General features: G+C 71.9%; 9 protein-coding genes. 7 read left to right on the top strand and 2 right to left on the bottom strand.

The genetic code is table 11. From position 1 onward, the window contains the following. The 3 genes from ACWHYA_RS04610 (at position 1) to ACWHYA_RS04600 (ending at position 3,406) form a co-directional block, all read left to right on the top strand. Positions 1-1,233, top strand: coding sequence for an ABC transporter permease (locus tag ACWHYA_RS04610; RefSeq protein ID WP_425942872.1), 1,233 nt, complete (start codon positions 1-3; stop codon positions 1,231-1,233). Then, entirely contained in the window at positions 1,230-2,435 is a 1,206-nt protein-coding gene (locus tag ACWHYA_RS04605; protein WP_425942873.1) for an ABC transporter permease, read from the top strand. Before ACWHYA_RS04610 ends, ACWHYA_RS04605 begins: the two co-directional genes overlap by 4 nt. A 218-nt stretch (positions 2,436-2,653) precedes the next feature. Beyond that, positions 2,654-3,406 (top strand): class I SAM-dependent methyltransferase, encoded by a 753-nt coding sequence (locus ACWHYA_RS04600; protein ID WP_425942874.1) that lies wholly within the window; start codon positions 2,654-2,656, stop codon positions 3,404-3,406. 45 nt (positions 3,407-3,451) lie between these two features. On the opposite strand, the gene ACWHYA_RS04595 is transcribed toward ACWHYA_RS04600, so the two are convergent. Next, the gene (locus ACWHYA_RS04595; protein ID WP_425943110.1) at positions 3,452-5,377 is read right to left on the bottom strand and encodes an ABC transporter ATP-binding protein; all 1,926 of its coding nucleotides are present in this window, start codon (positions 5,375-5,377) and stop codon (positions 3,452-3,454) included. Between the two features lie 107 nt (positions 5,378-5,484). Further along, positions 5,485-7,218: an ABC transporter ATP-binding protein gene (locus tag ACWHYA_RS04590; protein WP_425942875.1), complete on the bottom strand. Its 1,734-nt coding sequence runs from the start codon at positions 7,216-7,218 to the stop codon at positions 5,485-5,487. A 222-nt stretch (positions 7,219-7,440) separates the two neighbouring features. Here ACWHYA_RS04590 and ACWHYA_RS04585 point away from each other — a divergent pair, with 222 nt between their 5' ends. The 4 genes from ACWHYA_RS04585 (at position 7,441) to ACWHYA_RS04570 (ending at position 14,529) form a co-directional block, all read left to right on the top strand. After that, positions 7,441-11,097 (top strand): S8 family serine peptidase, encoded by a 3,657-nt coding sequence (locus tag ACWHYA_RS04585; protein ID WP_425942876.1) that lies wholly within the window; start codon positions 7,441-7,443, stop codon positions 11,095-11,097. A 281-nt stretch (positions 11,098-11,378) separates the two neighbouring features. Next, complete coding sequence (locus tag ACWHYA_RS04580) at positions 11,379-13,112, top strand: carbon starvation CstA family protein (protein WP_425942877.1); 1,734 nt, start codon at positions 11,379-11,381, stop codon at positions 13,110-13,112. Between the two features lie 23 nt (positions 13,113-13,135). Further along, entirely contained in the window at positions 13,136-13,414 is a 279-nt protein-coding gene (locus tag ACWHYA_RS04575) for a cory-CC-star protein (RefSeq protein ID WP_425942878.1), read from the top strand. 83 nt (positions 13,415-13,497) lie between these two features. Further along, entirely contained in the window at positions 13,498-14,529 is a 1,032-nt protein-coding gene (locus ACWHYA_RS04570) for an ArsA family ATPase (RefSeq protein WP_425943111.1), read from the top strand. Positions 14,530-14,639 lie beyond the last annotated feature (110 nt).

Raw genomic sequence — 14,639 nt, 5'->3', positions numbered from 1 at the left:
GTGCGCGCCCTCCTCGTCCTCGTGGCCCACGACCTGCGCCAGCACCTGCGCGACCGGTCGGTCATCCTCTTCGCCGTCGTCATCCCGCTGGCACTGTCGGCGGTCTTCAGCCTGGCGTTCGCCGGGGTGGACGACCCGCAGCTGGACCCGGTGACCGCGGCGGTGTCGGTGCCCGACGGGGACGAGGCGGCCACCGCCGTCCCCCGGACGCTCGCCAGCCTGTCCGAGGCGGGCATCGACGTCACCGTGCTCGAGGTCCCCGCCGACGAGGTCACCGCCGCCGTCACGTCCGGCGAGGCCCAGGTCGGGATCACCGTGCCGGAGGGGTATGCCGCCGCGCTCGACGACGGGACCGGCGCCTCCGTCGACGTCGAGGTGGGCGAGGACGCCGGCCTGGCCGGCCAGGTGGTCGTGGGGGTGGTCAGCAGCACCGTCGAGGCGATGGAGCGCGACGCCACGACGATCGCCGCCGGGGCGGAGCTGGGGCTCTACGGGCAGCAGCTGGAGACGCTCGTGGCCGCGCTGTCCGGAGGCGGAACGGCGCCCGCCGGCTCGGCGACGGACCCGGAGGGGACCACGGCCGACGGGGCCGCCGGGGGCGCCGCCTGGACCGTGCGGGGGGTCGCCGGGGGGCAGCTGTCGCTGTCGGCCGGGATCGTGGCGGGGCAGGCCGGCATGTTCCTCTTCTTCACCGTCGGCTTCGCCGTGCTGACGATGCTCACCGAACGGGAGTGGGGGACGCTGGCGCGGGTGCGCTCGACCCCGATCCGGCCGTGGCTCGTGCCGCTGGCCAAGGCGGTCGTGGCGGTCCTGCTCGGTACCGCCTCGACGACCGTGCTCCTCGTGGCGGGGTCGCTGTTCCTGGAGGGTGTGTCCTTCGGCTCCTGGCCGGCGGTGATGGTCGTGGTCGTGGCCGTGGTGACCGCGGCGACGTCGGTCATGGCGCTCATCCTCAAGCTGGCCGGCACCGCCGAGCAGGCCAGCCTCATGCTCTCGGTCGTGGCCATCTCGCTCGGCGTGGTGGGCGGAACCTTCTTCCGCGTCCCGGACGAGGGGCTGCTCGGCCAGGTGCTGGCGCTCAACCCGGTCGCCGCGCTCGGCCGGGGGCTGAGCGTGACCGCCGGAGGTGGCGGCGTCGCCGACCTGGGACCCGTGCTCCTGACCCTGCTCGGCTTCACCGTCGTGCTGCTGCTGCTCGCCCGGGTCGTCCCGGGCCGGAAGGACCCGCTGTGAACGCCGTCGTCGCGATCGCCGTCCACGAGCTGAAGAGGTTCCTGGCCGACCGGTTCAACCTGTTCTTCGTCTTCGTGCTGCCGATGATCCTCGTCGTCGTCCTGGGCCTGCAGGCCACCTCGCAGGCGGCCAGCTCGGTGGGGGTCGTGGACGGGGCCGAGGGGTCGGAGGTGGCCACCCTCGCCGCCGTCATCGTCGACCAGCTGGACGCCGCCGGGCTGGAGGCGACGGCATACCCCGACGAGGAGGAGCTGGGCGACGCGGTGACCGAGGGGGCCCTCGACGTCGGCGTGGTCGTACGCTCGGCCGCGCCCGCGGAGCTCGAGATGGTCGCTCCGGGTGAGGCGGCGCCTCCGGGGTTGGACCAGCTGGTCAGGGGCGCGGTCGACGCGGCGTTCGTCGAGCTGGGCCGTCGACAGCTGCTGACGGAGGCGGTGGACGGGGCGGCCTCCGACGGGAGCTCCGCCGACGCCTCCTCCGCCGACGCGTCCTCCACCGCCGAGGTCGTGGCTGCGCTGGAGCGGGCGGAGGCGCAGCGGGACCCCGTGACGGTGGACGTCCGCTCCGCCGACCCGGTGATGCAGGAGTTCGCCTCGATGGGCCGCTTCGACATCGGCGCCGGCGGGCAGCTGCTCCTCTTCGTCTTCCTCAACACCCTCACGGCCGCCAGCGCGACCATCCAGGCCCGCCGGAGCGGGGCGCTGCGACGGGTGATGGCCGCGCCGGTGAACGCCCGGCAGGTGGTGGCCGGGCAGGCGCTGGGCCGCTTCGTCGTCGCGGCGTTCCAGGGCATCTACATCATGGCGGCCAGCTCGCTGCTCTTCGGGGTGGACTGGGGCAACATCGTCGTGGTGTCGGTCGTCGTCGCGGTGTTCGGCCTGGTGGCCGCCGGGGTCGCGATGCTCATCGGCGTGCTGATGGACAGCGAGGGCGTCGCCAGCGGGGTCGCGGTCGGGGCGGGCCTGATCCTCGCCGCCGTGGGCGGGTCGATGGTGCCCCTGGAGTTCTTCCCGGACACCATGCGCCGGTTCGCCTACCTGACCCCGCACGCCTGGGGCTACGAGGCGATCGCGGAGGTGCAGCGGCGCGGCGGCGGCCTGGTGGACGTGCTGCCGCAGATCGGCGTCCTGGCCGGGATGGCGGCCGTGGTCCTGGCGCTGGGGACATGGGCGCTGCGCAGGAGCCTGGGGCGGGTGATGTGACGGGCCGCCGGACCCCGACGGGCCGCCGGACGTGCGCCGGACAGCAGGACCCGGGCCAGTGCAGTCGATCGGGGCCATGATCAGGGCCACGATCGACTGCGCACGGACCGACCGGCGGAGATCCACGTCCTGCCACTGACCTTGCGGGCGGCGGCCTGGCGCTCGTAGCTGCGTGGCTGAGGAGGCCCCGGTGCCCGCACCCCTGTCACGATGACCTCGTGAGCTCCTTCGACGAGCACCTGGAGGACTGGCGGGCCTACACCGCCGAACCCTGGAACCGCATCCGGTATGCCGTGGTGCGCGACGTCCTGGCCGCCCACCTCGGCGACGTGGGGGCGGGTGCGCCCCGGCTGGACGTGCTCGACGTGGGCGGGGCGGACGGGCTGGACGCGGCCCCCCTCCAGCAGCTCGGGCACCGGGTGACCGTGCTGGACCCGGCCGAGGGCATGCTCCGCCTGGCCCGCGAACGCGGCCTGCGCACCAAGGTCGGTGGGTTGGACGACCTGGCCGGCCGTCCGGCGGTCGACGCCGTGCTGTGCCACTACGTCCTGCAGTACCGTCCGGACCCCGCCGCTGACCTGCGCCGGCTCGTGCAGGTGCTGCGGCCGGACGGACTGCTCTCGGTGGTGCTGCCCAACCCCGACCACCGGGTGCTGACCGCCTTCCTGCGGCAGGGTCCGGAGGCGGCGCTGACCGAGCTGGAGGCCACGAGGGCGCCGACGCTGACGTTCGGGACGGAGGTCGCCAAGATCGACCTGCCCCGGTTGGAGCGCTGGATGGCCGGCGCCGGGATGGAGGTCGTGGACGTGTTCGGCGGGCGCACCGTGGGCGACCTCCTGCTCGACAACGGGCCCAAGGCGGACCCGGACTTCTACGCCGCGTGGGAGCGGCTCGAGATCGCCCTCTCGCGCCGGGAGCCGTTCCGCCGGCTCGGTCAGTTCTACGGGGTGCTCGCCCGTCGGGCCTGCTGACCTACGACGCGGGTACGGGGGTGCTCGCCCGTCGGGCCTGCTGACCTACGACGCGGGAACCCGCGCCGCGTCCAGCTCGTCGACGTCCACCGCCGCGCCGCTGAACTGGGCGGCGTGCAGCCGTGCGTAGGCCCCGTCCGCCGCGAGCAGCTCGCCGTGCGTGCCCTGCTCGACGATCCGTCCGTGCTCCATGACCAGGATCAGGTCGGCGTCGCGGATCGTGGAGAGGCGGTGGGCGATGACGAAGCTGGTCCGGTCGGTCCGCAACCGGGCCATCGCCTCCTGGACGAGCAGCTCGGTACGGGTGTCGACCGAGCTGGTGGCCTCGTCGAGGATGAGCAGCGAGGGCTGTGAGACGAAGGCCCGGGCGATGGTGATCAGCTGCTTCTCCCCGACGCTGATCGAGGACCCCTCGTCGTCGAGCACCGTGTCGTAGCCGTCCGGCAGGTGCTGGACGAACCGGTCGACGTAGGCCGCCTCCGCCGCCGCCTGCACCTCCTCGTCCGTCGCACCGGGCCGGCCGTAGGCGATGTTGGCCCGGATCGTCCCCTCGAAGACCCAGGCGTCCTGCAGCACCATCCCGATCCTGGCGCGCAGGTCCTTGCGCGTCATCGTCGTGATGTCCCGGCCGTCGAGGGTGATCCGGCCCCCGGCCAGCTCGTAGAACCGCAGGACCAGGTTGACCAGCGTCGTCTTGCCCGCCCCCGTCGGTCCGACGATCGCCACCGTCTGGCCCGGCTCCGCGACGAGCGAGAGGTCCTCGATGAGGGGCTCCTCGCCGTAGGAGAAGTCGACGTCCTCGAAGACGATGCGCCCGCGCGGCGCGCTCACCGGGGCGGCGTCGACGGGGTCCGGGGTCTCGGTCGGTGCGTCGAGGAGCTCGAAGACCCGCTCGGCCGACGCGACGCCGGACTGCAGCAGGTTGGCCATCGAGGCCACCTGGGTGACCGGCTGGGTGAACTGGCGGGAGTACTGGATGAAGGCCTGCACGCTGCCGAGCGAGAGGGTTCCGGTCGCGACCCGCAGGCCCCCGACCACCGCGACGAGCACGTAGCCGAGGTTCCCCACGAAGAACATCGCGGGCATGATGATCCCGCTGATGAACTGGGCCCGCCAGGTGACGTCGTAGAGCTCCTCGTTGGTGGCCCGCATCCGGTCGGTGACCTGCTCGCGCCGGCCGAAGACCCTCACCAGCTCGTGACCGGTGAAGGCCTCCTCGATCTGCCCGTTGAGCGTCCCGGTGTGCTTCCACTGGGCCTTGAACAGCTTCTGGGAGCGCTTCGCCACGAGGACCGTCACCAGGACCGAGACCGGGATCGTGGCGATCGCGATGAGCGTGAGCACCGGGGAGATCCACAGCATCATGCCCAGGATCGCCACCACCGTGACGGCTGCGCTGAGCAGCTGGCCGAACGTCTGCTGCAGGGTCTGCTGGAGGTTGTCGAGGTCGTTGGTGACCCGGGAGAGGATCTCCCCGCGCGGCTGCCGGTCGAAGTAGGCCAGCGGCAGGCGGTGCAGCTGGTCCTCCGACTCGGCCCGCAGGTCGCGCACCGTCCACATCGAGATCCGGTTGACCAGGCGCACCGCGATCCAGGTGAGCAGCGCGGCCGCGAGGTAGAGGCCGATCACCTGGGCGATCACCAGCGCGAGCGCGTCGAAGTCGATCCCCTGCCCGGGCACGAGGTGGGGGGTGCCCTCCACCAGGTCGGCGTAGGTCTCCTGCCCGTCGGCCCGCAGTCCGGCGGCCACGTCCTCCACCGACGCCCCGGCCGGCAGCTGCGACCCGATCCAGCCGCCGAAGACCAGGTCGGTCGCCCGTCCGAGCACCCGCGGGCCGAGGGTGCCGAGGACGACGCCGACGACGGTCAGCACGACCGAGAGGGCGATGAGGGTCCGGTAGGGCGTCAGCCGATGGGCCAGCCGCTTCGCCGACCCCCGGAAGTCGGACGGCTTCTCGACCGGAGCCCCCATGCCGTGCGGGCCGCCGGGTCGCGGGCCGCGCCGGACCTCGGGACGGACGACCGGCTCGTCCGCACCGTCGTCGGTGGTGGCGCCGTCCCCGGGGCGCCGGCCATCGTTCACGACGTCACCCCCGCCAGCTCCTGGGAGCGGGCGATCTCCCGGTAGGTCGGGCAGGTCGCCAGCAGCTCGTCGTGCGTGCCGGTCCCGACGACCCGGCCTGCGTCCAGGACCACGATCTGGTCGGCGTCGACCACGGTGGAGATGCGCTGGGCGACGACGACCACCGTGGCCTGCCGCGTCATCGGCCGCAGGGCCGCCCGCAGCCGCGCGTCGGTGGACAGGTCCAGCGCGGAGAAGCTGTCGTCGAAGAGGTAGATGTCGGGGCGGGCGACCAGGGCCCGGGCGATGCACAGCCGCTGCCGCTGCCCGCCGGAGACGTTGGTGCCGCCCTGGGCGACCGGGTGGTCGAGCGTGTCGGCCCAGGAGGAGACGAAGTCGGCCGCCTGGGCCACCCGCAGCGCCTCCCAGATCTCCTCGTCGGTGGCGTCGGGGTTGCCGAAGCGCAGGTTGGTCGAGACGGTCCCGGAGAACAGGTAGGGCCGCTGGGGCACGAGACCGACCCGCGACCAGAGGTCCTGTGGCGCCATGTCGCGCACGTCCGTGGAATCCACCCGGACACCGCCGCCGGTGACGTCGGCCAGCCGGGGGATCAGCCGCAGCAGGGTGGTCTTGCCCGCACCGGTGCCGCCCACGATGGCGGTGGTGGTGCCCGGCCGGGCCGTAAAGGAGACGTCCTGCAGCACGGGGGTCTCCGCCCCCGGGTAGGTGAACGAGACCGCGTCCACCTCGACCGTGCCGTGCCGCGCCGTGGGGCTCGCCGGGTGCTCGGGGCGCACCACGCTGGTCGTGGTGCCCAGCACCTCGTCGATCCGCTCGGCGGCGACCGACGCCCGCGGGATCATCGTGGCCACCATCGTGGCCATCATGATCGACATGAGGATCTGGATGAGGTAGCTGATGTAGGCGATCAGCGACCCCACCTGCATCGCCCCCGACTCCACCCGCTGCGCGCCGAACCACACCACGCCGACGCTGGAGAGGTTCATCACGAGCATGACGAAGGGGAACATCAGCGCCATGAGGTCGCCCACGCGCAGCCCGATCCGGGTCAGCTCGGTGTTGGTCGTCCGGAACCGGGCCTTCTCGTCCTCCTCGCGGGTGAACGCGCGCACCACGCGGATGCCGCCGATCTGCTCGCGCATGACCCGGTTCACCGCGTCCAGCTGCTTCTGCTGGGCGCGGAAGAGCGGCACCATGCGGCTGATGACCAGGGCCATGCCCGCCAGCAGCACGAGCACGGCCACCCCGATGAGCCAGGACAGCCCCACGTCCTGACGGATCGCCATGACGACGCCGCCGACGCCGGTGATCGGCGCGGCCACGAGCATGACCAGCGACATGAACGTCAGCATCTGCACCTGCTGGACGTCGTTGGTGCTGCGGGTGATGAGCGTCGGTGCGCCGAACTGCCCCAGCTCCCGCGAGGAGAACCCCAGCACCGTGTCGAAGACCGCCACCCGCAGGTCGCGCCCGACCCCCATCGCCGTCCGGGCCGCGCACCACACGGCGCCGATCTGGGCCACCACCTGCACCGCGCTCACCGCGAGCATGACGGCCCCGACCCGCCAGATGTATGCCGTGTCCCCCCGGGCCACGCCGTTGTCGATGATGTCGGCGTTGAGCGCGGGCAGCCACAGACTGGCCAGGGTGGCCACCAGCTGCAGCAGCAGGACCCCCACGACCAGTCCGAGGTAGGGCCGCAGACGGCGGCGAAGGACCCGGACGAGCACGAGGTCGATTGTGCACCCTGCGCCTGTCAGACCCTTGCGTCCTCACCCCTGAGGGGGTGGTGGCCAGCGCGACGCTGCGTCACTTTGCCGCGCCGTGACCTGCGGCCACCGATTGTTACCCAGTCGTAACCCTGTGATCGTCCTGGGAACGGTGACCCTTTGGCAGGCTCGGGGCTTGTGTGCGTCGACCGGCGTGCACCGTGCATCAAGGGAGATAGACGCGTGAATCAAGCACCACGGGGCAGCAGCCCTCGCCGTGCTCTCGCAGGTGTCGCCGCGCTGACGATGACGGGGGCGCTCCTCGCGCCGCTGTCCGCCGGAGCGTCCGAGTACCTGGCACCGGGTTCCCCGGCGCCTGAGAGCAAGATCCAGGGCAACACGATCAGCGGTGTCGAGATGGCGCCGCACGCCTTCTTCGTCCAGTTCGCCTCAGCACCCACCAGCGAGGGCGGGTCCCTCCAGGCGATCCAGGCCGAGCGCAGCCAGTTCCTCGCCGACGCGGAGCAGGCCGGGGTGGACGTCGAGGTCCGCGCCGAGTTCGACAGCCTCTGGAACGGCGTGTCCGTCAACGCCTCGGAGGACAGGCTGACGGAGCTGGCCTCCTCCCAGGTCGTGGAGGCGATCTTCCCGATCGCGGTCCTGGACGCCCCCGAGGAGCCCGAGGCCACGACGATCGACCCCGAGATGTTCACCGCCCTGTCGATGACCGGCGCGGACGTCGCGCAGAGCGAGCTCGGCTACACGGGCAAGGGCATCCGGGTGGGTGTCATCGACACCGGCATCGACATCGACCACCCCGACCTGGGTGGCAACGGTTCGCCGGGCACCACGCCGTTCCCCTCCCCCCGCGTGCGGTTCGGCTACGACTTCGTCGGCGACGCCTACAACGCCGACCCCGGCTCGGACGCCTACAGCCCTCAGCCGCTCCCGGACCCCAACCCGGACGACTGCCAGGGGCACGGCACCCACGTCGCCGGCATCGTCGGTGCGGCCGGTGAGGTGGACGGCGTCGCTCCCGAGGTGACCTTCGGTGCCTACCGCGTGTTCGGCTGCGAGGGCTCCACGGACGCCGACATCATGCTCCGCGCGATGGAGAAGACGCTCTCCGACGGCATGGACGTGGTCAACCTTTCCATCGGCTCCGCCTTCTCGGCCTGGCAGGAGTACCCCACCGCCCAGGCGACCGACGCCCTGGCCCGTGAGGGCGTCATCGTCACCGCCTCCATCGGCAACAGCGGTGACAGCGGCCTGCACTCCGCCGGTGCTCCTGGTGTCGGGCACGACACCATCGGTGTCGGGTCGGTGGACAACGTGGCCTACCGCGCCAACATGTTCCTGGACGCCGCGGGCGAGCCGGTCCCCTACGGCGAAGCCACCGGCGCGCCGCCGGCCCCCACGTCGGGCACCGAGGTCGTCGTCCCCGTGGGCGCGCCCGGTTCCGTCGAGGCCCAGGCGTGCACCGCGCTGCCGGCAGACGTGGCAGCGGCCGTCGAGGGAAACGTCGCCCTCATCCAGCGTGGCACCTGCGCCTTCCACATCAAGGCCGTCAACGCCATGGACGCCGGCGCCTCGGGTGTCATCATCTACAACAACGTGGCGGGTGCCTTCAGCCCCACCGTCGCGGGGACCCCTGCCGTGACCATCCCGGTCGTGGCCATCACCCGCGCCGACGGCATCGCCCTCTACGACGACGCGGCGGCCGGTGACGGCACCACGTCCATCACGTGGTCCGACGAGCAGGTCGAGGCGACCAACCCGACCGGGGGGCTGATGAGCACCTTCAGCTCCTACGGCACCACCGCCGACCTGACCTTCAAGCCGGACATCTCCGCGCCGGGCGGGTCGATCTACTCGACCTACCCGCTGGAGATCCAGCCCTACGCCACCCTGTCGGGCACCTCGATGGCCGCTCCGCACGCCGCCGGGGCCGCCGCGCTCATGCTGGAGGCCCGTCCGGGTCTGGACAACGAGGAACTGCTGCTGCGTCTGCAGAACACCTCCGACGTCCTGGAATGGAACCAGGCCGCCGGGTACGGACCCGAGGCCGTGCACAAGCAGGGCTCGGGCATGATCCAGGTCGACGAGGCCATCCAGGCCGAGGTCGTCGCCTCCCCGGGTCTGATCCAGCTCGGCCAGCAGCTCCCCGGCGTCAGCACGACGCACGAGATCACGCTGACCAACGAGGGTGACACCTCCCGGTCCTTCGCGGTCTCGCACACCGAGGCGCTCGCAACCATCGGTACGGCCAACGACTTCGGATTCTGGCTCGGCGGCGCCACCGTCGACGTCCCGGCGTCCGTCACCGTGCCTGCCGGCGGGACAGCCACCCTGTCGGTGACGATCACCTCGCCCAAGGACGGCATCACCTTCGGTGGCTACATCGCCCTGGAGGACCCGGACGGCATCGATCACTCGGTCGCCTACGGCGGGTCGGCCTACGACCTGCAGGACGTCGAGGTCCTGGCCGACATGATCACCAAGGACGCGGAGGGCAACATCACCGTCGTCCAGGAGCTGCCCGCCCTCCTCGAGGTCGGCCAGTGCGGGAAGTTCCTCGGGGTCGACTGCGTCGACGAGGACGGCACCTACAACCTGGTGAAGGAGGGCAACGTCTACGAGATGGCCGGGAACGACGTGCCGACCGTGGCGCTGCACTTCGAGCACCAGGCCCGCCACATGGAGTGGGAGGTCTACCGCGCCAACGTCGACGGCTCCAAGGGCACGTCGGTCGGCGTCGTCACCGAGGTCGACTACCTGGCCCGCACCGGCAGCCGCAACGGCATCTCGGCGTGGACCTGGGACGGCAGGTACGTGGACGCCGACGGCGCACGCCAGCGCGTGGACTCCGGGGACTACGTCCTCGAGGTCCGCGTCACCAAGGCCAGCGCCTGGAACGACGACCGCACCCCGGGCGTCGAGACCTGGACCAGCCCGTACTTCACCGTGGCCTGGGAGGGTGGCTCGACCACCGACACCCTGTCGGTGACGCGCGCCCTGGGCAACGACCGCTACATGGTCGCCTCCGAGCTGGCCGTCGAGAACTTCGACGCCGGCGTGGAGACGGTCTACGTCGCCAACGGCCTGTCCCACCCGGACGCGCTGTCCGGTGGCGCCCTGGCCGCCGCGAACGACTCCCCGGTCGTGCTGGTCAAGCCCGGCTCGATCCCCGCCTCCACCCGGATGGCCCTGCAGCAGCTGAAGCCGCAGCGGATCGTCGTCCTCGGTGGTGACGCGGCGGTGTCCGACCTCGTGGCGACCGAGCTGCGCGGCTACGCGGGCACCGTGGAGCGGCTCGCCGGTCCCAACCGCTACGCCACCTCGGCCGCGGTCTCCGGCGAGTACGACGCCGCGGGCACGGTGTTCATCGCCAGCGGCGAGAACTTCCCCGACGCCCTGTCCGCCTCGGCGGCCGCGGGCGTCCAGGACGCGCCGCTGATGCTGGTCAAGTCCGACGGCGTGCCTGCCGTCGTGGCCGCCGAGCTGGACCGGCTGCAGCCGCAGCGGGTCGTGCTCGTCGGTGGACCCGCGGCGGTGTCCGACGACGTGCTCACCACGTTGGACGGCTACGCCGACCAGGTCGAGCGCATCGGCGGGGCCAACCGCTACGAGGTCTCGGCCGGTGTGGCCAAGCGCTTCTTCGACGCCCCCGTGGCCCACGCCCTCGTGGCGACCGGGCTCAACTTCCCGGACGCCCTGGCGGCCGGGCCGGTGGCGGCCCAGCACAACAGCCCCGTGCTGCTGGTGAAGAAGGAGACCGTCCCCTCGGCCGTGCTCGGTGCGATCGTGGACCTGCGGGTCCAGCAGATCACCATCGCCGGTGGCTATGCCGCCGTCGACAAGGCCGTCGAGGACCAGCTCGACGGCGTCGTCTACCCGTGAGGTCCCCGACCCCGCAGGACTGAGGACGTCCAGCAGGCGCCCCCCGCACCCACCCGGGTGCGGGGGGCGCCGCCGTCCCGTGGTATGCCGTGCGGCGGCGCCCCGACACACCCGCCCTCCCGGACCTGCCCACCCGGTTGCGCGACCGCATACACCTCATCTGCCACACATGTCACAACTGCATAACGATTTCCACCGATCGGGAACCCCTGTCCCGGAACGGTGGTAAGGCCGGGCTACGGTGCGAGACGTCCGCTCACGCCCTCACGAAGGTGCCGCTCATGAACTCCCTGGTTCTCGCCCTCATCGGTGTGGCGATGATCCTGGCGGGGTACTTCCTCTACTCGAAGTTCCTCGCGACCAGGATCTACGCCCTCGACGACTCCATCCCGACCCCGGCCCACCAGCTGGAGGACGGTGTCGACTACGTCCCCACGAACAAGTACGTGCTGTGGGGCCACCACTTCACCTCCGTCGCCGGTGCCGCGCCCATCGTCGGTCCGGCCATCGCCGTCATCTGGGGCTGGCTGCCCGCCTTCCTCTGGGTGACGATCGGCACGGTCTTCTTCGCCGGCATGCACGACCTCGGGGCGCTGTGGGCCTCGATCCGCAACCGTGGCCAGTCGATCGGTGCCCTCTCGGGCCGCTACATCGGCGCCCGCGGCCGCAACCTCTTCCTCGTCGTCATCTTCCTGCTGCTGCTCATGGTCAACGCGGCCTTCTCGGTCGTCATCGCCAACCTGCTGGTGGCCACCCCGACCGCGGTGATCCCGACCTGGGGCGCGCTCCTCGTGGCGCTCGCCGTCGGCCAGGCGATCTACCGGCTCAGGTGGAGCCTGCCGCTGGTGTCGGTCGTCGGAGTCGTCGCGCTCTACACCCTCATCTGGATCGGCGACCAGGTGCCGCTGGCCCTGCCCGAGACGGCCTTCGGCCTGCCGGCCAACTCGGTCTGGATCATCCTGCTGTTCCTCTACGCCGGTATCGCCTCGATGCTGCCGGTCTGGGTGCTGCTCCAGCCGCGCGACTACATCAACGGCCTGCAGCTGTTCATCGCGCTGGGCATCCTCTACGGCTCGGTCCTGCTGGCCCGGCCCGAGATCGTGGCCCCGGCCGTCAACAGCAACGTCCCCGAGGGCACGCCGAGCATCGTTCCGCTGCTGTTCGTCACCATCGCCTGCGGCGCCATCTCCGGCTTCCACGGCATGGTCTCTTCCGGCACCAGCTCCAAGCAGCTGGACAAGGAGAGCGACGCCCGGTTCGTCGGCTACTTCGGCGCCGTCGGCGAGGGTCTGCTGGCCCTGGGCTCGATCATCGCCGCGACCGCCGGTTTCGCCTCCCTGGCCGCCTGGGAAGAGGTCTACAACGCCTTCGGTGCCGGCAGCGTCGGGGCGTTCGTCTCCGGCGGCGGGGCGATCGTGGAGAGCGGCCTGGGTCTGCCCCAGTCCCTGTCGGCCACCATCCTGGCGACCACCGCGATCCTCTTCGCGGCCACCACGATGGACACCGGCGTGCGCCTGCAGCGCTTCGTGGTCCAGGAGATCGGCGACATCGCCGGGGTGAGCCTGGGCAAGGGCGTCGCCACGGTCGTCGCGGTCGGTGTCGCCCTGGCGCTGACCTTCGGCGCCGGTGCGGACGGCTCGGGCGGCATGCTCATCTGGCCGCTGTTCGGCACGACCAACCAGCTGATGGCCGCGCTGACCCTGTCGATCATCGCGATCATGCTGATGCGTCGCGGCCGCACCCCGCTCCCGGCGCTGATCCCGCTGGCGTTCGTGGGCGTCATGACGATCTACGCGCTGTTCATCCAGCTCGGTACCTTCTGGAACACCCAGAACTGGCTGCTGCTGATCCTGGACCTCGTCATCCTCGTCGCGGCCGTGTGGGTCATGGTCGAGGCCGCGGTCGCCATGAAGGGCGCCAAGGACTACGACGGCGACGACGACGCCGAGCTCGCCGCCCTGTCAGGGCGCGAGCAGCCGGTCGAGCACGTCGGCGACCACCCGCCGCACGACTGAGCGCGTGCGGCATACCCTGAGGTATGCCGAACACGTCGCCGCAGCCCCGTGGTCGCCTCGCCGAGGTGGCCGCGGGGCTGCGCGAGTTCTACAGCGGGCCTTACCGGCGCACGTTCGCCCGCGCCCGCCAGGACGAGGACGACCTGTTCATGGTCATCGTCATGGCCGAGGCGCTGGGAGTGCCCAACCCGGCGAGCTACTACACGGTCGAGCTGCTGCCGGTGGTCTACGAGCAGTTCCACGACTGGCACCGGCGGATGGGGATGGACCGCTCGCCGCTGGACCACTTCTCCTGCTGCTGACCGCGGCACCCGCACCGGCCGCCCAAGGCACGTCGCCCTCCGTCCCCATCCTGACCCTCGTCGCCGAAGGACCCATGAGCTCCCTGCTGACCGACCTGACCACGCGGCGCGACGTCCTCTTCGTCGGGGGCAAGGGAGGCGTCGGCAAGACGGCCGTCGCCTCGGCGCTGGCCCTCGACAGCGCCCAGGGCGGACGGCCCACGCTCGTGGTGTCCACCGACCCGGCGCACAACCTGGGCCACCTGTGGCGGCGACCGGTGGGTGATGACCCGGTGGAGCTGGCGCCGCTCCTGCGCGGCCTGGAGATCGACCCCGGGCGGACCACCGACGCCCACCTGTCGGCCGTGCGCGAGACCATGCGGCGGCTCATGCCCGAGCACCTCCAGGGCGAGGTCGACAAGCACCTGGACCTTGCCCGGGACGCGCCCGGCACCCACGAGGCGGCGGTGCTCGAGCGGCTCGCCGAGGTGCTGGAGGAGCGGGACCGTGACGAGCTGGTCGTCGTGGACACGGCGCCCAGCGGCCACACGACGCGGCTGATCGCGCTGCCCGAGCTGATGCAGGCCTGGACCGAGGGGCTGCTGCGGCGGCAGGACCGGTCGGCGAAGTTCGGTGCGGCGCTGCGCGGTCTGGAGGCCGACCGCGGCGAGCAGGCGGCGGCGGACGTGATCGGGGTCGTCCCTCGCTACGGCGAGCAGCCGGGCGACCGCGGAGGGGACCGGCGGTCGCGGCGGGACGCGGAGATCCGGCGGGTGCTGGACCGGCGGCAGGACCGTTTCCGGACCCTGCGGGAGCTGCTGCAGGACCCCGCGCGCAGCGGGTTCGTCATCGTCCTGGCGGCCGAGCGGCTGCCCGTGCTGGAGACGATCGAGCTGCACGAGCAGCTGAGCCGGTCGCACATGGACGTCGCGGCGCTGGTGGTCAACAAGCGGTCGCCGGCCGACGCGGGCGAGCTGCTGGCCGCGCGGCGGGCGGTGGAGGACGGCTACCTGGCGCAGCTGACGGACGAGCTGCCCGACCTGCCGGTCGTCGAGGTGCCGCTGCTGCCCGGCGAGGTGCTGGGTGAGGAGGGGTTGTCAGAGCTGGCCCGCTGGTTGGCGCGGCCTACGGGCTGAGGTGTGGGTCGTCGGTCGGCTGTCGGTCGGTCGGACCCCGTGCAGTCGATCGGTGCCCTGGAGGGGGCCATGATCGACTGCGTGAACGGGCGGGGCCGGACGGTCGGGGG

The organism is Ornithinimicrobium carbonis (assembly GCF_977012275.1).
The sequence above is the reverse complement of the archived record's forward strand: the minus strand, read 5'-3'. Positions and strand labels throughout refer to the sequence as shown.

Bases quoted from the DNA above. Each gene is read 5' to 3' on its own strand.
- ACWHYA_RS04595 (WP_425943110.1), bottom strand. From the start codon at position 5,377: ATGGGGGCTCCGGTCGAGAAGCCGTCCGACTTCCGGGGGTCGGCGAAG.
- ACWHYA_RS04580 (WP_425942877.1), top strand. From the start codon at position 11,379: ATGAACTCCCTGGTTCTCGCCCTCATCGGTGTGGCGATGATCCTGGCG.
- ACWHYA_RS04575 (WP_425942878.1), top strand. From the start codon at position 13,136: ATGCCGAACACGTCGCCGCAGCCCCGTGGTCGCCTCGCCGAGGTGGCC.